This window comes from Chitinimonas naiadis (assembly GCF_054780835.1).
In genome coordinates, this window is sequence record NZ_BAAGVO010000007.1 from 360,582 (window position 1) to 376,718 (window position 16,137).

The following is a 16,137-nucleotide window of genomic DNA, read 5'->3' on the forward strand; positions in this document are numbered from 1 at the left end:
CGACCACCTACCTCCTGCCGAGCCCTCAAGCGTCTGGCGTCCCCCTCGCTACATCTAACTCCCTGAAGTTCGTACCAGCCGTTTAGGCGGTTGGCCTTCGTGCGTCTTGCCCGCAGCGATTGCTACAGGGCAGCGCGACGTAATCATGGAGTCGGACCATGTTCTCTTTCCCAAGCTGGCAGCGCTTGCCTGTCACGCTGGCGCTGGCCGGGCTATCGGCGGCCGTACCTGCTGCCCCGTTGAGTTTCCAGGCGGCCCTTGCCGCTGCCGAACGCAATGCCCCGCAACTGGCTGCGCAGAACGCCAGCATTGACGCTGCCCGTGCTGCCGCCATTCCAGCCGGCGCCTTGCCCGACCCCAAGCTATTTGTGGGTGTAGATAACCTGCCGATTTCGGGCGCTGATCGCTGGCGTCTGAACCGCGACTTCATGACCATGCAGAAGATCGGCGTGATGCAGGACGTCCCCAATGCCGCCAAGCGTCAGGCGCGTATCGAAATGGCCGACGCCACCATTGCCATTAGCGAGGCTCAGCGCCGGCTGGTCCGGCTCGCCGTACAGCGCGAGACGGCGTTGGCCTGGCTTAACCGCTATTACCTGGAACGCAAGCTTGCGCTTTTTGACGAACTAGATAGCGAGAACCGCTTGCTAGCAGATAGCGTGCGTGCCCAACTGGCTGGCGGCCGAGGTATGGCAAGCGATGCACTGATGCCGCGCCAGGAAGCCGCCATGTTGGCCGAGCGGCGTGACGAGTTCGTCCGCGACTTGGCTGTTGCCCGCGCGGCACTCCGGCGTTGGGCCGGGCCGGACGCAGACGATGGCTTGCAGGGCGATGCCCCCGTCTTTGCTGCAGATGCCAGTCATTTACAGCACCGTCTGCAAGACCACCCTGATCTAGCAGTATTTCAACCGATGGCAGCGCAGGCCCGCGCGCAAGTGCGGGAGGCGGAAGCAGGCCGCAAACCAGACTGGGGCGTCGAGTTCGCCTATCAGCGCCGGGCGCCACAGTACGGCGATATGGTGTCGATCCAGTTCACCTTTGACCTACCGATCTTTCAGTCCACTCGGCAAAGCCCGCCGATTGCGGCCAAGCAGGCCGAACTGAGCCGCATCGAAGCCGAACGCGAGGCCATGCTGCGCGAGCACGGCCAGCAGCTCGATACCGACCTGGCCGATTACGCTCGGTTGGAGCGAGCTGTCGCCCGTCAGCGCGCCGAGCTGCTACCCCTCATCCGGCAAAAACTTGACCTGCAACTGGCCAGCTATCGGGCTGGCCGCGCCGAGCTCGGCAGCGTGCTGGCAATCCGCCGTGAACTGCTCGATGCCCGCCTCAAGCAAATCGACCTCGACAGCCAGCGCGCCCAACTGGCGGCGCGGTTGCACTTCACCTATTCGGAAGACCAGCAATGAAAAACCACCCCTTCAAGCTCGCCACCCTGCTGGTCGCCGTGGCAGCCGCCAGTGCAACCGGCGGCTACTGGTGGGCGCAGCGCGGCACCGTGAGCAACATCCCTGCAAAGACCAACAGCAGTGGCGGCGAACGTAAACCATTGTACTGGTACGACCCGATGGTGCCGGCCCAGCACTTCGACAAAGGTGGCAAGTCGCCCTTCATGGATATGCAGCTGGTACCCAAATATGCCGACGAAGGCGGCGAGGCGGCCGGCGTGAAGATCGACGCCGGGGTGCGGCAGAACCTCGGTATTCGGCTGGTCAAGGTCGAACAGGTCAGCCTGGCGCAGACGATCACCGCCGTTGGCAGCATCGCTTTCAATGAACGCGATGTGGCGGTGGTGCAGGCCAGGGCCGGCGGCTTCGTCGAGCGAGTGTATGGCCGCGCTCCCGGTGACGTGGTGGTGGCCGGTGCGCCCCTGGCCGACGTACTGGTGCCCGACTGGGCTGCGGCGCAAACCGAATTCCTGGCGTTGGCGCGCAGCGGCGATAAGGCGCTGCTGGAAGCTGGCCGCCAGCGGCTACGGTTAACCGGCATGCCAGCTGGGCTGATTGCCTCAGTCGAGCAGACCGGCCAGGTTCATGCGGTCACCACCATCACCACACCGATAGCCGGGGTGATCCAGAGTCTCGACGTGCATGCTGGCATGACCCTGAGCACCGGCATGACGCTGGCCAAGGTCAACGGTCTGGCTACGGTCTGGCTGGAAGCAGCGGTACCCGAGGCACAGGCCGGCTTGGTCAGCGTCGCGCAGACAGTGCAGGCGCAGTTTGCTGCCTACCCCGGTGAAACCTTCCAGGGCAAGGTGATTGCCGTGCTGCCGGAAGCCAATGCGGAGAGTCGTACGCTGCGGCTGCGGGTGGAAATGGCCAACCCGAGAGGCCGCTTCAAGCCCGGCATGTTTGCCCAACTGCAGTTGACGGCAGGTGATCCCAAGCCCGCGCTGTTCGTGCCCTCCGAGGCGGTGATCCGTACCGGCAAACGTAATGTGGTGATCGTAGCCCTGGATGGCGGTCGCTTCCAGCCGGTTGAAATCGAGCTGGGCCAAGAGTCGGCCGGCAAGACCGAGATTCGCCAGGGTTTGAGTGTCGGCCAGCAGGTCGTAGCGTCAGGCCAGTTCCTGATCGACTCGGAAGCCAGCCTCAGCGGGGTGGTGGCACGCATGGGTGGCACGGCGGACACCGATAACGCTACGCCCGCTACGGGTGCGCAGGCCGCAACGCTGCATCATGGCGTCGGCAAGGTCGAAGCGGTAACCGCGCAGGAAGTAACGCTGTCGCACGAAGCCATCCCCTCGGTTGGCTGGGGTGCCATGACCATGCCATTCAAGCTGGCCAAACCAGAGCTGACCAAGGGCATCAAGATCGGCGACCGGGTCGGCTTTGACTTCGTGGCGGGAGAAGGCAGCTTCGTTATCCAGCAGTTCGGCCAGCCAGGAGTCCGGCCATGATCGAAAAACTGATCCGCTGGTCCATCGCCAACCGCTTCCTCGTGCTGTTGGCGACCCTATTCCTGGCCGCATGGGGTGTATGGGCGGTGAAAACCACACCACTCGATGCGCTGCCTGACCTTTCCGACGTGCAGGTCATTATCCGCACCAGCTACCCGGGCCAGGCGCCGCAGATTGTCGAGAACCAGGTCACTTATCCGCTCACCACCACCATGCTGTCGGTGCCGGGCGCCAAGACCGTACGCGGCTTCTCCTTCTTCGGCGACAGCTTCGTCTATGTCTTGTTCGAGGACGGCACCGATCTGTACTGGGCCCGTTCGCGCGTGCTGGAGTATCTGAACCAGGTACAGGGCAAGCTGCCGGCGACGGCCAAAGCTTCATTGGGGCCGGATGCGACCGGTGTCGGCTGGGTGTATGAGTACGCTCTGGTCGACAAGACCGGCAAACACGATCTCAGCCAACTACGAGCCTTGCAGGACTGGTTTCTCAAGTTCGAGCTGAAGAGCCTGCCCAATGTGGCCGAGGTCGCCAGCATCGGCGGCATGGTCAAGCAGTACCAGGTGGTGCTCGATCCACAGAAGTTGGTGGCCTATGGGGTGACGCACCAGCAAGTGGTGGCCGCCATCCAGGGCGCCAATCAGGAAACTGGCGGTGCCGTGCTGGAGTTGGCCGAGACCGAATACATGGTGCGGGCCGGCGGCTATCTCAAAACCCTTGATGACTTCCGCGCTATCCCGCTCAAGACCGCAGCTGGGGGTGTGGCAGTACGACTGGGTGACGTGGCAACGATGCAGCTGGGGCCGGAAATGCGCCGCGGTATCGCGGAGTTGAATGGCGAGGGCGAGGTGGCCGGCGGCGTGGTGATTTTGCGTAGCGGCAAGAACGCCCGCGCCACGATCGAAGCCGTGCAGCAGAAGCTGGCCGAATTGAAGAAGAGCCTGCCTGCCGGTGTCGAGATCGTTCCTACTTACGATCGTAGCCAGCTGATCGACCGCGCCGTCGATAACCTGACGCACAAGCTGATTGAGGAGTTCATCGTCGTTGCTGTGGTCTGCGCCATCTTCCTGTGGCACCTGCGCTCGGCTCTGGTCGCTATCGTGGCGCTGCCGCTGGGGGGGATGGCCGCCTTCATTGTCATGCGCCACCAGGGGGTGAACGCCAACATCATGAGCCTGGGTGGTATCGCCATTGCCATCGGCGCCATGGTGGATGCGGCAGTGGTGATGATCGAGAACGCGCATAAGCACATCGAGCACTGGAAGCACGAACACCCTAATCAGAAGCTGGAAGGCAGCCATCACTGGCAGGTGATGACCGAGGCGGCGGCCGAGGTTGGGCCGGCGCTGTTCTTCTCGCTACTGATCATCACGCTCAGCTTCATCCCGGTATTCACCTTGGAAGCGCAGGAGGGCCGGCTGTTTGGCCCGTTGGCCTTTACCAAGACCTATGCCATGGCGGCGGCGGCCGGCTTGTCGATCACGCTGATTCCGGTGCTGATGGGTTACTGGATACGGGGATCTATCCCTGCGGAAAGCCATAACCCGCTCAACCGTAGCCTGATCTGGCTGTACAGGCCGCTGCTCGACTGGGTGCTGCGTCGGCCCAAGACCACGCTAGTGCTAGCCGTACTGGCCTTCGCCACCACGGCGTGGCCGATCGCCCACCTGGGCGGTGAGTTCATGCCTCCCTTGAACGAAGGCGATCTGCTTTACATGCCGTCAGCGCTACCGGGGCTATCCAGTGCCAAGGCCGGCGAGCTATTGCAGCAGACTGATAGGCTGATCAAGACCGTGCCCGAAGTCGCCAGCGTGTTCGGCAAGGCCGGCCGCGCCGAAACAGCCACCGATCCGGCACCGATGGAGATGTTCGAAACCACCATTCAGTTCAAGCCGCGCGAACAGTGGCGGCCGGGCATGACGCCGGAAAAGCTGGTGGACGAACTGGACCGGGTGGTGAAGGTACCAGGGCTGTCGAACATCTGGGTGCCACCGATCCGCAACCGTATCGACATGCTGGCCACCGGCATCAAGAGCCCGATCGGGGTGAAGGTAGCCGGTACCGATCTGGCCGCGATTGACCGGGTAGCCAAGGAGGTTGAGCAAGTCGCCAAGACGGTACCGGGGGTGAGTTCCAGTTTGGCCGAACGGCTGACCGGTGGCCGCTACATCGACATCGATATCGACCGAATCACGGCCGGACGTTATGGACTCAATATCACTGACGTCCAGTCGGTGGTGGCCAGCGCCATCGGTGGCGACAACGTCGGCGAGACGGTGGAAGGGCTGGCGCGCTTCCCCATCAACGTCCGTTACCCACGTGAAATTCGCGATTCGCTCGACGGTCTGCGTAATCTGCCGATCCTGACCCCCATGGGGGCGCAGATCACCCTGGGTACCGTGGCGCAGATCAAGGTCAGCGAAGGTCCGCCGATGCTGAAGAGCGAGAATGCCCGGCCGTCCGGCTGGGTGTATGTCGACGTGCGCGGCCGCGACTTGGCCTCCGTGGTGGCGGACCTGCGCGCCGCCATCGGTCGTGAGGTCAAGCTCGACCCAGGCATGAGCCTCAGCTACTCGGGCCAGTTCGAATTCCTGGAGCGGGCCAATGCGCGCCTAAAGCTGGTGGTGCCGGCGACGCTGCTGATCATCTTCGTGCTGCTCTACCTGACCTTCCGTCGCTTTGACGAAGCGGCGCTGATCATGGCGACCTTGCCGCTGGCGCTGACCGGCGGGGTGTGGTTCCTCTACCTGCTCGGCTACAACCTGTCGGTGGCCACCGGCGTTGGCTTCATCGCCCTGGCCGGCGTGTCGGCCGAGTTCGGCGTGGTGATGCTGCTGTATCTGAAGCAGGCGGCAGCCAAGCGGCAGGAGTACGGCCTGGAGCTGACGCCCCATCTGCTCGATCAGGCCATCCGCGAAGGCGCCGTACTGCGGGTGCGGCCCAAGGCCATGACGGTGGCGGTGATCCTGGCTGGCCTGTTGCCTATCCTGTTCGGTAGTGGCGCCGGCAGCGAGGTGATGAGTCGCATCGCCGCGCCAATGGTGGGCGGCATGATCACGGCACCACTATTGTCGATGCTGGTGATTCCGGCGGTGTATTGGCTGATGAGAAGAAAGAAGTAGACCTAATACGGTTTCGTACTGGTCGAGCTGGGTTTAATCCAATGGAAACACCTTAAGGCGTGATAATTCATCATTATCACGCCTTGAATTTTTACCTTAACTCCCTAGATATTGTCGGAAAATAGTATGTAATTACATGGTATGTAATTGTTACGATATTTCACGGAGATCTCGCCATGGCGCGCACCGGCATCTACAAGTCAGAGGTCAAGAAGGCTCGCGATGCGCTGCTGGCACAGGGTAGGCGGCCATCGGTGGATGCTGTGCGTATCGAACTCGGCAATACCGGCTCGAAAACCACCATCCAGCGTCATCTACGCGAACTGGACGAGGAAGAGAGCGCCGGGTTTGGCCAGGGCGTTGCGGTGAGCGATGCAATTCAGGATCTCGTCGGCAAGCTGGCCGGGCGGCTGCAGGAGGAGGCGGAAGCACGCATCATCGAACTGCGCACTCAATACGATGCCAAGCTGTCCGAAAAGGACGCGTTGCTTGGTCAGCATCGCGCTGAAATAGACGGTCTTCGCGGTCAGCTGCAGCGCACTGAAGGGGCGTTAAATACTGAGACAGCCGGCCATGCAGAAGCCCGCCGGGCGCTGGCTGAAGCGGGCACCACGAATGAGAGGCTGATCCAGCAAGTTACCGACCTGAACGACCGGCTCAAGGACAACGAGGCGCACCGCCAGTCCCTGGAAGAAAAGCATCAGCACACTCGCGAGGCGCTGGAGCACTATCGGCAGTCGGTAAAAGATCAGCGCGAACAGGAACAGCGCCGGCACGAGCACCAGGTGCAGCAGCTTCAGGTCGAGATACGGACCTTGAGTCAAACGATGATCGTGAAGCAGGATGAGTTGACGCGTTTGCATCAGGAGCTGGCCACGTCGACCGCAGAACTTGCCGCCGCCAAGCGGGATCTACGACGGGAAACGCTAGCGCTTGAAAACGCTCATCGCCAGCAAACTCAGCTGCAGCAACAAGTCAGCGACCTCAATGCAACAATGACGAGCCTAGCTAGCCATGTACAGCAAGGCGAGGTGGCGCGCATCGAGCTGAACCGGCAACTTGGACTGCAGCTTGAATTGTCGCAGGAGCAGGGTGCAGAGATTGCCCAGCTCAAGGCGCAAGGCCCGGTGCGCGCAGTTCGGCTTGCGATGGTTGAGAAACCAAGCTTGGCACCGGCCTATATTGCCCATCTGGAGAAGCGCCTGGCGCTGCCGCAACATGAGAGGGATCGGGGCCCGGCAAGCTGCTGGAACAAGTATGCCCAAGGCATCTATGCCGTTATGGATGTGGATCTCGGCAAGCCCGTGGCCATTGTCGAAGCCTCCGGTGTCGATCACGTTGAACCGGCCTGGTGGGTCGATAGCGAGTTCCGTGGCAAAGGGTATGGTTCAGCCTTGATCGATGTGCTTGTCGTTCACCTACGTTCTCGCGGCGTCACGCGCCTGGGTCGCATTCCCATTGATAGCCTCGTGCCTGAAGAAGCAGCTGCATCAACTCGGATGGCCGCAAAGCTACGTGAACGTTGGGACAAGCTTGACTCTCCGTGCTAGGGGTTTTTCACGGTGAAAAAAGGAACATCTGAATAGCGCAATAACTCGACGGGGCCATGCAATGAAATACCTTGAACGATTCGAGGACTGCCTCATCAACCCAACTGAAGCGGACTTATTGGACCGCGACCCGATAATGGCATTCTCTTTCTATCTGTCAGGTCGTGTCGCGGTTCTGAGCGAAGTCGCTGCTGAGATCGTTGAGGATCTTGACGTTGGCTACAGCGGGGTTTCCATCAACGGTGCAAGAATTGCGCACGCGGAAAAGCTTATGTGGCTGTGGATACTTGGGGCATACGAGGTTGTTCGCACAATGCACCAAGCCAAACAGTGTTTTACCCAACCTATTGCGGCCGATCTCGGCCAACTGAAGAAGCAGCTGGCCACGATTAGGATGCCGGCAGCCAAGATGGAGAAAGCGAGGAGTCAGGTACCTGTGACATCAAATCGCAGCGCATCAGGCTGGGATTTTTCAAAGAAGGATATCCTGGTGAACGACCCAGATGATTCAGTAAATGTTTCTGCTCGCGCACTGTTGGCTGAATTTGACCGCGTATTCTGCGGCATCAAGCGGGCAGACGTGCTGCTATCACACCAAGCGTCTTACGAAAGATAGCCTGTCGGGTGCATTGGTGGGTTCATAAGGATGGGGAAAGGTCAGGCCCTCAGAATGCGTGAGCCTGCCCCGATGAAAGAGAGCAGAGCGCCAAGTCAAGATTGTCCACATACAAATCAATAACTTACAGTTGATATGGTGGAAATTCAGCCTTATCCCGGTCATACCCCATGACCGCTTCGCGACCGCTATAGCCATTGGTAGTGAGCCGGCCGAACTCTGAGCGTATGCGACGGTGGCGAAGTACGCGCAGAGCGGCGGTACATTGGGGAATGTAGAGTTCTTCGCCACCATAGTGGTAGGCCAGTTGATTGGCGGCGACCTCCCCCACGACATCGACCAGCGCGCCGTGACGAATTTCGCCAAGACGGCTTCGTCCCTTAGACACTGGGAAGGTGATCCCGCCATAGGCTTCGACCAAGCGCAGTACGGTGGGCAAGCCGATGATCTCGGCCATGTCGCGTATGGTGTCCGGCAGGAAAGCCGTCAAATTTGGCGCGAGTTCGAGCGTGTCAGTGATTTGCATGGCAAATGACATTAGCCATGCACGACCTGTTACTCGACGGGAAATGTTTCTATCCGGCGCCGCAGCCTCGGCAGAACTCTTCGAGCTCTGCTGATCGCGACATTGGTTGGGACTGACCACCACAAATCATTCTGATGCGGCGAAGGAAGGCCAGCAACGCAACTACGAGAGTTACTCACGTTTCAGTCGCTTGGATTCTGAACTGACGAGTTCGAGTACGGTATTTAGGCTCTCCTCCAGCTCAGCGTGATACCGCTTAATGAAGTTTGATACTGCTTTGTTCTGCATCAGGCGGTTGACGTAGGCAGAGGTTACGACGAGCGTGAGCATGGTATCCCCCACCTTTTGCTCGATGCCGACATACCTCTCCTGCAGCTTGGCCATCTCTCGCTCCATCTTGGCGATATCTTCGGGCTGCGGCTCACATTTCTTGATGGGGATCTTCTTGCCGATCAGCATTTCCGGCGAACTCGACAGGTAGATCATCTCGGCATAGGGCGCTGAAAATCGACCTGCCGCCATCATCAGTTCTGCCGTTTCAATCTGCCGCATTGGCTTCATCTTGCGCAGGATGTCGAACACCCTGGCGGCTACCAGTTGGTCCTTGAGCGCCTCGGCTGCCTCTGGGGCAATGCCATCCAGCAGCTTGGTACGTTGATGGACACGCTTCACGTCAATGCGCAATACAGTCGCAATGCGTTCGGGAGACAAGCCGCGCTGAATGGCGGTTAGGATCATGCGATGCTCCTGGACGGCACCAACGCGATTCAGCTGCCGGTTGTAGGTGAACCCTTCGTCGTCGTGAGCCACAATGCAGAGCGCGGTCTTGGCCCTAAGCTGCCGAAGCGCCACCAGACGGTAGCCGCCGTCCAGTACGAGATAGTTTGTCGTCTTGAGGTGGTCGGGATCTTCGGGGTAGACAATCAACGGTTCGATGATGCCCAGCTCCTGGATCGAGCTGATCACGCTGAGGAATTTCGCCCCCCTTGTGAGAGCACTCGTGTAGGTGCGGGTCGGTATCAGCCGGTCTAATTTGACCGAGATGGTTCGTCCGTCGAAGGCTTGCTGTGCGTGAGTCATGCCGGTACCTCCTCGTGCAGGAGTTTGGCGACGCTCTGGGGCATATCCAGTAATTCCTCCGCTCTCAAGAGGGTCCTGAAATGTTCATCGGCGAAGAGGCGACGAAGCGCGGCCGAGAGCACCATCAACCGCCGATCATTGAGCTCTGCCTTTTGAATGGCAACGCGTTGCCGGCGAACTTCTTCGCGATAGATTCTCAACAAAGACGCCGCTGTCAGCTGTTCTCCACGTCGAGTGGAAGCTCTATATCGCTTCCCCTGCGCCTGTCGTTGGTTCACCAAGCGCCGGACCTTATGTAGCTGATCACCGCGCAGCACACCGGTCTCATAGGCGCTGAGCAGTGCCGATTGAATTTCTGTGTCGTGCCCGCGTGCGATGGTCGTCGCCAGTTCAATGGATAGCCATCCCCGTTCCACCGCAGCGATTAGGCGCTCTTCCCCTTCTCGCAATAGCAGGAGTACGCAGTTGATGTAGCTCGTATCGAGACCGGTTTTCTGAGCGATCTGGGCCGACGTGTAGCCCCGGTCTTCCAGAATTCGAACGGCTTGCAGGAGGTCAAAGTTTGAGTGGTGTCGTCGAGCCAGGTTTTCTACCAGGCTGATCAGATATCGATCTGCGTCTCCTGCCTCGATAAGCACACTGGGGATCGAGGGCTCACCCAGAATCTGGAATGCCTCAAATCGGCCTTGGCCGCATACCAGGTCGTACAGTGGCCCATTCTCATCTTTGCCCCGGAGTGTGACCGTGACCGGGCGCTTGAGGCCAACGGTCGCAATGCTATTCACCAGCTGTGCAAATATCTTCCGATTCCTGCTACGAGGATTGAGCACCCTGATGCGATCAAGGTCGATATGAATGATTGGCCCCGCTTTCCCCACATGCAAGGCTTCATGCTTAAAAACTTCGTCGTTGCGCATAGCTATACCTCGTGAAGATCGACGCGACGCCCTAGTTCGATGAGCGGCTGCAGGTCGTCGTACCGAAAGGCATCAAGCACCACTCCCGGGTTCGTGCGATGCAATCGCATCCTTGGGCTCGCAATCGCCGCCCTGGGCAGCAAGAAATAGTCCAGTACTCGGGTAGCGCCGCGATCCATCCGGACGAGGAGATGCAAATCGGGTGCTCGCAGCACGTCGTATCGAACACACCAAGACTCCTTCCGAACCTTACCGAGCGACATGCGACAGCATTGAAAGCCCACGGTGAGTTCTTCCCCAATACGGAACAGTCTGCTCTTCACGATGGGGACGGCATCGACACCGGCAGCGACAAGGGAGTCCAACACCTGGCTGAAGTACCTGGGCGCAAATTTGTTGACCTTACTGCGCTCGAAGTGCTGTTTAAGGCAGACAGGTAGGGGATAGTTCACCAGGGCATATGCTTGCTCAAGACTACCGAAGCGGGCTCTGTAAGCCTGTGAGGTAAACGGCGAATCCAGTGAGGAGTCAATCAGTCGTTTAGTGAGGTAGTGATGTTTGCTAAGTAGCGCCCGCAGCGCATTGATCATTTCCTCGTTCGAGTGACAGTGTTTCAATGAAGCGAAACGGGCCTGTGCGGCGAGAAATAGGGGCTTCTCGATGATGGCTTCGAAGGCACCCTCATGGCGAATCCACTCTCGGGAGTCTCGCTCGCGAGTTCGTTCTCCAAGCACACAACGGTTTCGACCAAAAACCATGTTCCCGATGTACTTCTCGTTCGACAGCACCTCTTTGACCCGATGCAAGGTCCAGGGCGTGCCATCAGTCCATACCGTCCCCGCCGCCGCTAAGTGGCGGCAAATTTCGATCATTGAAAGATGCTGCTCGGCAAAGGCCGTATAGATGTAGCGGACGGTCTGACACTCTGACTCCGGCCCCGGTACGAGAATCAGCCGATCGGTCGCAGAGGACTTGCGCTCGCCCGGGCCGATGATGCGCTGTCGCCCCCCCTCGGAAGAGACCGATACTCTCCGTAAACCGTAGCCAGCCATGCCGCACAACCAGAATCCCATCTTTGCGAGGCGAGTCTGGCCGATCCGTACCTTGGTACTCAATTCACGACTATATTCCCCCGCCATCGAGCGCTTGAGCTGCTTTACCATGCCGGCGACAGGCGTGCCGTCATTGATAAATTCTTCCGCACAAAAATGGACCCGCACGCCGGCTTGCCGACAACTTCGCTCGTGGGCCGCACTTTCGTCTGGATCTTGAAAGCGTCCCCACCGCGTCATGTCGTAAACGAGGATTTCGGTGAAATCTGCTGCACCTGCTTGGACTACTTTTAACAGCGCGGATAGTCCGGGTCGCCGGGCCAAGGTGAGACCGCTTATCCCTTCGTCAGAGTACGTTCTGACAATCAAAATGTTGTTCGCACGCGCATACTCGTTGAGCGCCTGCAACTGGTTGAGCGTTGAGTACTCCTGTTGATCCGTCGACATTCGGACATAGGCAGCTCCCCGAGCGAAGGCCACGGTGCCTGTATTTTCGGATATGGGCGCGTTAACCGAGTCCATCTTGCCGAGCTCCTGTGAACATCAGATCAATGAAATGCTCAGACCTGCTGACAGCCCTTTGGCATGACCATAGCCAAGGAGTACTGAAAGATGTTCACTATCTCGGGCAACAACTTGCCGACGCTCAGACACACAGAGCCGATACGGTCCGACTACCCCGGCCGTATTGCTGAGGCGATCCAGCGAGAGCTAGGAGCGAGCCGCGGGGCGGCCAAGACGCTGATGCGGTGGACGGGTGTGAGTGAGCGGACCGCGAAGAACTGGATGGCAGCCAAGAGAGGGCCAAGTGGTGTCGACCTCCTTTGCCTGGCCAGGCACTCCGATGAAGTACTGCGGGCCATGCTGATTTTGATAGGCAAGCCTACGTTGAGTACGGCCGTCGGAACCAACCAAGCTAAGTTGCTACTTGTTCAAGCAATAAAATTGCTTCAGGGAGATGAGGAGCACTAACCAGCTTCCCTTGTCGTAAAAACGTTCTAGACCGCTGATGGCCTGCGATTGTCATTTGGCTGTGAACGTGGTCAATCGCAAAGAAGAGTCCGACGATAAATTGACATCCTCCCGAATCCTGCCACAAGCGGACAGTCATCTAAGCAAGCTTGAACGACCGGGGTTCGGCCATAGCGGACGGTTAATGAGGTACGCCGGAAGGTCTGCTATCCGCCATAAGCGGTCATTGAGCGCCTTGGAAATTTAGGACACTTCAGGCTGTCATAAGCTCGTGATGGCAAAAGTTAAGTCGGTATCGGGGGCGCGGATCGCAGCATTACACCAGCTGCAAATCCGCGGGTGCGATTCAATTAAGGGCTGACAATGACCTTGATGTCCGAGCCCGAGATACTCTTGATGTATGAGTAGCTCGTTCCCAAGACGGCCAACTGTTCCTGCGATACCTTCTTCGCTGATATCGCAGGTTGGACGATCACAAATTTGAAGATCAGCTCATGGTCGTAGCATTTGTTGCGCAGTATCTCCAACTGCTGAGGCGTGCCTTTCAGGATTCTGTCGAAGTCCTTTAGCAGTGATTGCTGGTAACGATCCATCAGTCGGTTGAAGAACTTATCGCCCGTGTACAGCCATTTCACCGATCTCGACGCCTGACCGCATACCTCATAGACGTCGGCGACGCGGGCTCCGGGGGCGTCCGTCACAGGGCAGAATTTGCAATGGTAAAGGTCGATGTAGATGGCATCTTTGTTTTCCCGAATTGCCACCAGATCAGCAATTTCGCCATTACCGTCATCGTTGAAGACGATGGAGTAGTCATCAGCGATTTTGTCGAAGGTGAAGCCCTGTACCGAGTCCTTACGTCGCTCTGCACGCATGGATTCCTGATGGATTTTCGTCGTTCCCCAATCCCAGGGTTCGAGCAAACCGGCAGGCAGTTTTACATCTATGCTGTTTAGCGAGTACTGACGGTAGTTGCCTTGCACCATGGAACCGTCGACGTTGAGCAATACAAGCGGCTCTGCATCGAGGTACGAGTCCAGTGGCATTTCGTCGGGGTGAAGGATCTTCACACCTGGGCAGGAGGTCTTGTATGCGTCCTCCAACAACTCGATGGCAATGGTAGTGAGACGACGCTCTTCGCCATCGTTACCCACGACAAGAACGGGGATCTCTAGCGTCCGCGCCCCACTGTACTCAGGCTTACCAAGCTCGACGTCGAGAAGGTTGAAGGTCTCTCCCTGATAATATAACGAGATCCTTTGCTCGTTTTCGATTGCGATCGACACAGGCCAGTCGGCGTAGAACAGGCCTTCTGGCCATCTGTCCTTGATTTGGTCAACACGCATGACATTTTTGAGTACGTCGGTAGGGTCGATGGTGTTGTCGTTGAGTTTGACCGACATGCGCTTGCACCACTCGACCCAGTAGTTGATTGGAGAGGAGTTCATCTCCCAGATCTTGCCCTTGTGAGAGCAGCCCACGGTGGCTCGTTCTCCATCCTCAAAACCGGTGGCGAAGATGTTGGACTTTGTCGCATTGCCTTTCTCGATGTCGCTAATCACCTGGTTGATATCGCGCCCCACGTGCATCGTGAATCGCAGGTCTTTCCGGGCGCGGGACAAGCCAACGTTCTGCAGCTTCATCAGCTTGATGTCGTGGAGCGTACGGAAGGTCGGCTCACCATTGATGCAACGAGGGTCTTTGGCTACCAGGTTGAGAAAGCGCGTTGCCTGGGTATCGTCACCCGAGGTGTGAATGAACAGGGTTTTCTGCGCCTCGTTATAGAAAGCGATGTACAGATTCCAATTGGTATCGATAATTTCTTCGGTCTGAGCCCACCCAACCAAAGTCTCTCGCCGAGTCACGACAATGACGGTATCGGCCTGATCATTGATCGATATGTACTTCAGTGCTTCCCTGCGTCCATTCAGACCGTGCGCACGCTGTGGTGTCCAGTCTTTGGGGGAGACGTGATACGCCACGGCGCTGATTTTGGGGTTCGGGTTCAGCCCAAAAATCACTTGAGTATCGCCACCGTCAGCAAACTGCTCGTTGAAGTCCTCCTTCTCAATTTCCCGGCTTACCTTTTGCTCGCTCACGTTGCGAATGACGGCACCCCAGTCAGCACTCTCCTTGTAGAGGTCTGCCATCTGGTGGTCGGTTTTCTGGTTAGCGATGTTCGCCACGAACTTGGCATCACCAAGGGCGGCATCAACCCTCGTCAGCCGACCAATGAACTGGAGCGTCACCGCAGGGCTTTGATGTTGATCATGAATTGCGGCGATTTTGAGCTCAGGCAGATCGAAACCTTCCCCAAGCATGTCGACGCAGACGATGATCCGGTGCTGCTTCTTGACGATCTCGGCCATCACTCTGGCTAGGTTCGGTACCTTACTGTGAATCAGGACTGGCGTTAGATCGGCGTGCTGCCTGTAAATCTCAAACAGGTCCGTTGCCCGCCTGTGTGACTTGGCTCGCACCATCATCAAATGGTTGTACCCAGCCTTGAGGTCAGCCCGGAGCAGCTCAACAGCTTTGTCTGCGATGGCCTGATCGGACAGCTTGAGGTTGTATTCTCGTACCGGATGGAACTCAATGCCTTTGAAATAACCATCAAGCTGCGCATCCCGGAGCGGGTAGTTGTAGATGATCTTGCCGGCCAGAGGCAGACCATCCTCCCGGAATGGCGTTGCTGTGAACTGAATGCAAGGTTTGCCGCTGAAGGCGGTTTTGATTCGGTTCCAACTCGCTGCCACGACATGGTGAGCCTCATCTATCATCAGGTGGCTGCACATGTTCACCAGCGCCCCCAAGGCAGCGTCTTCGAATAGCAGGAGGGCCTGGGGTGTGGCCACAATGATGTTGGCAGTAGCTAACTCTGCAACCTGCGCCTGAGACAGCTTTGAATCAATGGCTTCAACAATGGGGTTGCGCGCCATGTCCGATACTGCCCCCACGGTGCGGAGTGTCTTCATCTCCGTACACTTGCCCACCAACTGTGTTCTGAGGGCGTCTGAGGGAACCAGGATCAAGGTTCTGGCCATCCTCGCAGCGATGATTAGTGCGAGCATGGTGTCAGTCTTCCCTGTACCGGTCGGCATGACCACGGTGGCGGTCGAGGAAGGATCAACCACCAGGTGCCCCAAGGTAGCGTAAAGCGCAGCCAGTTGCGGCTTGCGTAGCCCGGGTGCGTTCGTCTCGGGATCGTCGATTCTGAAATTGAAGAGATGGTTTTGCCAGCTCTGGTACACATCCAAATACGTTATGACTACATCGTCCATGGCGACTACCTAGAGGCAGAAAACTTCTTGGGGAAAGGTGGCGATATGGTGGCACGCCCCTATTGCTTTCATGACCTTAACCGCGTGGAGATATTCTCGATGCTTTCACTATTTCAGGACAG

At 58.2% G+C, this 16,137-nt stretch carries 10 protein-coding genes; 5 read left to right on the forward strand and 5 right to left on the reverse strand.

The features are described from left to right. The first annotated feature begins 158 nt into the window (after window positions 1–158). The 5 genes from ACYVHK_RS21980 (at window position 159) to ACYVHK_RS22000 (ending at window position 8,187) form a co-directional block, all read left to right on the forward strand. Window positions 159–1,409 carry a TolC family protein gene (locus ACYVHK_RS21980; protein WP_460536616.1) on the forward strand — a complete coding sequence of 417 codons (1,251 nt, stop codon included), beginning with the start codon at window positions 159–161 and terminating at the stop codon, window positions 1,407–1,409. Continuing rightward, the gene (locus ACYVHK_RS21985) at window positions 1,406–2,902 is read left to right on the forward strand and encodes an efflux RND transporter periplasmic adaptor subunit (RefSeq protein ID WP_460536619.1); all 1,497 of its coding nucleotides are present in this window, start codon (window positions 1,406–1,408) and stop codon (window positions 2,900–2,902) included. Before ACYVHK_RS21980 ends, ACYVHK_RS21985 begins: the two co-directional genes overlap by 4 nt. Beyond that, window positions 2,899–6,021, forward strand: coding sequence for an efflux RND transporter permease subunit (locus ACYVHK_RS21990; protein ID WP_460536621.1), 3,123 nt, complete (start codon window positions 2,899–2,901; stop codon window positions 6,019–6,021). The genes ACYVHK_RS21985 and ACYVHK_RS21990 overlap by 4 nt, the downstream gene beginning before the upstream one ends. A gap of 176 nt (window positions 6,022–6,197) precedes the next feature. After that, window positions 6,198–7,571: a GNAT family N-acetyltransferase gene (locus ACYVHK_RS21995; RefSeq protein ID WP_460536624.1), complete on the forward strand. Its 1,374-nt coding sequence runs from the start codon at window positions 6,198–6,200 to the stop codon at window positions 7,569–7,571. Between the two features lie 61 nt (window positions 7,572–7,632). Further along, a complete protein-coding gene (locus tag ACYVHK_RS22000; RefSeq protein ID WP_460536626.1) occupies window positions 7,633–8,187 on the forward strand; it encodes a hypothetical protein in 555 nt (184 codons plus the stop codon). A 124-nt stretch (window positions 8,188–8,311) separates the two neighbouring features. On the opposite strand, the gene ACYVHK_RS22005 is transcribed toward ACYVHK_RS22000, so the two are convergent. The 5 genes from ACYVHK_RS22005 to ACYVHK_RS22025 form a co-directional block, all read right to left on the reverse strand. Further along, window positions 8,312–8,713 (reverse strand): Mor transcription activator family protein, encoded by a 402-nt coding sequence (locus tag ACYVHK_RS22005; protein ID WP_460536628.1) that lies wholly within the window; start codon window positions 8,711–8,713, stop codon window positions 8,312–8,314. Between the two features lie 171 nt (window positions 8,714–8,884). Next, window positions 8,885–9,793, reverse strand: coding sequence for a ParB/RepB/Spo0J family partition protein (locus ACYVHK_RS22010; protein WP_460536630.1), 909 nt, complete (start codon window positions 9,791–9,793; stop codon window positions 8,885–8,887). After that, on the reverse strand, window positions 9,790–10,710 hold the full coding sequence (locus tag ACYVHK_RS22015; protein ID WP_460536632.1) for a plasmid partitioning protein RepB C-terminal domain-containing protein: 921 nt from the start codon (window positions 10,708–10,710) through the stop codon (window positions 9,790–9,792). The genes ACYVHK_RS22010 and ACYVHK_RS22015 overlap by 4 nt, the downstream gene beginning before the upstream one ends. Window positions 10,711–10,712: 2 nt before the next feature. After that, entirely contained in the window at window positions 10,713–12,284 is a 1,572-nt protein-coding gene (locus tag ACYVHK_RS22020; RefSeq protein ID WP_460536634.1) for a recombinase family protein, read from the reverse strand. 800 nt (window positions 12,285–13,084) lie between these two features. Next, window positions 13,085–16,015, reverse strand: coding sequence for a DEAD/DEAH box helicase (locus tag ACYVHK_RS22025; protein WP_460536636.1), 2,931 nt, complete (start codon window positions 16,013–16,015; stop codon window positions 13,085–13,087). Between the last annotated feature and the right edge of the window lie 122 nt (window positions 16,016–16,137).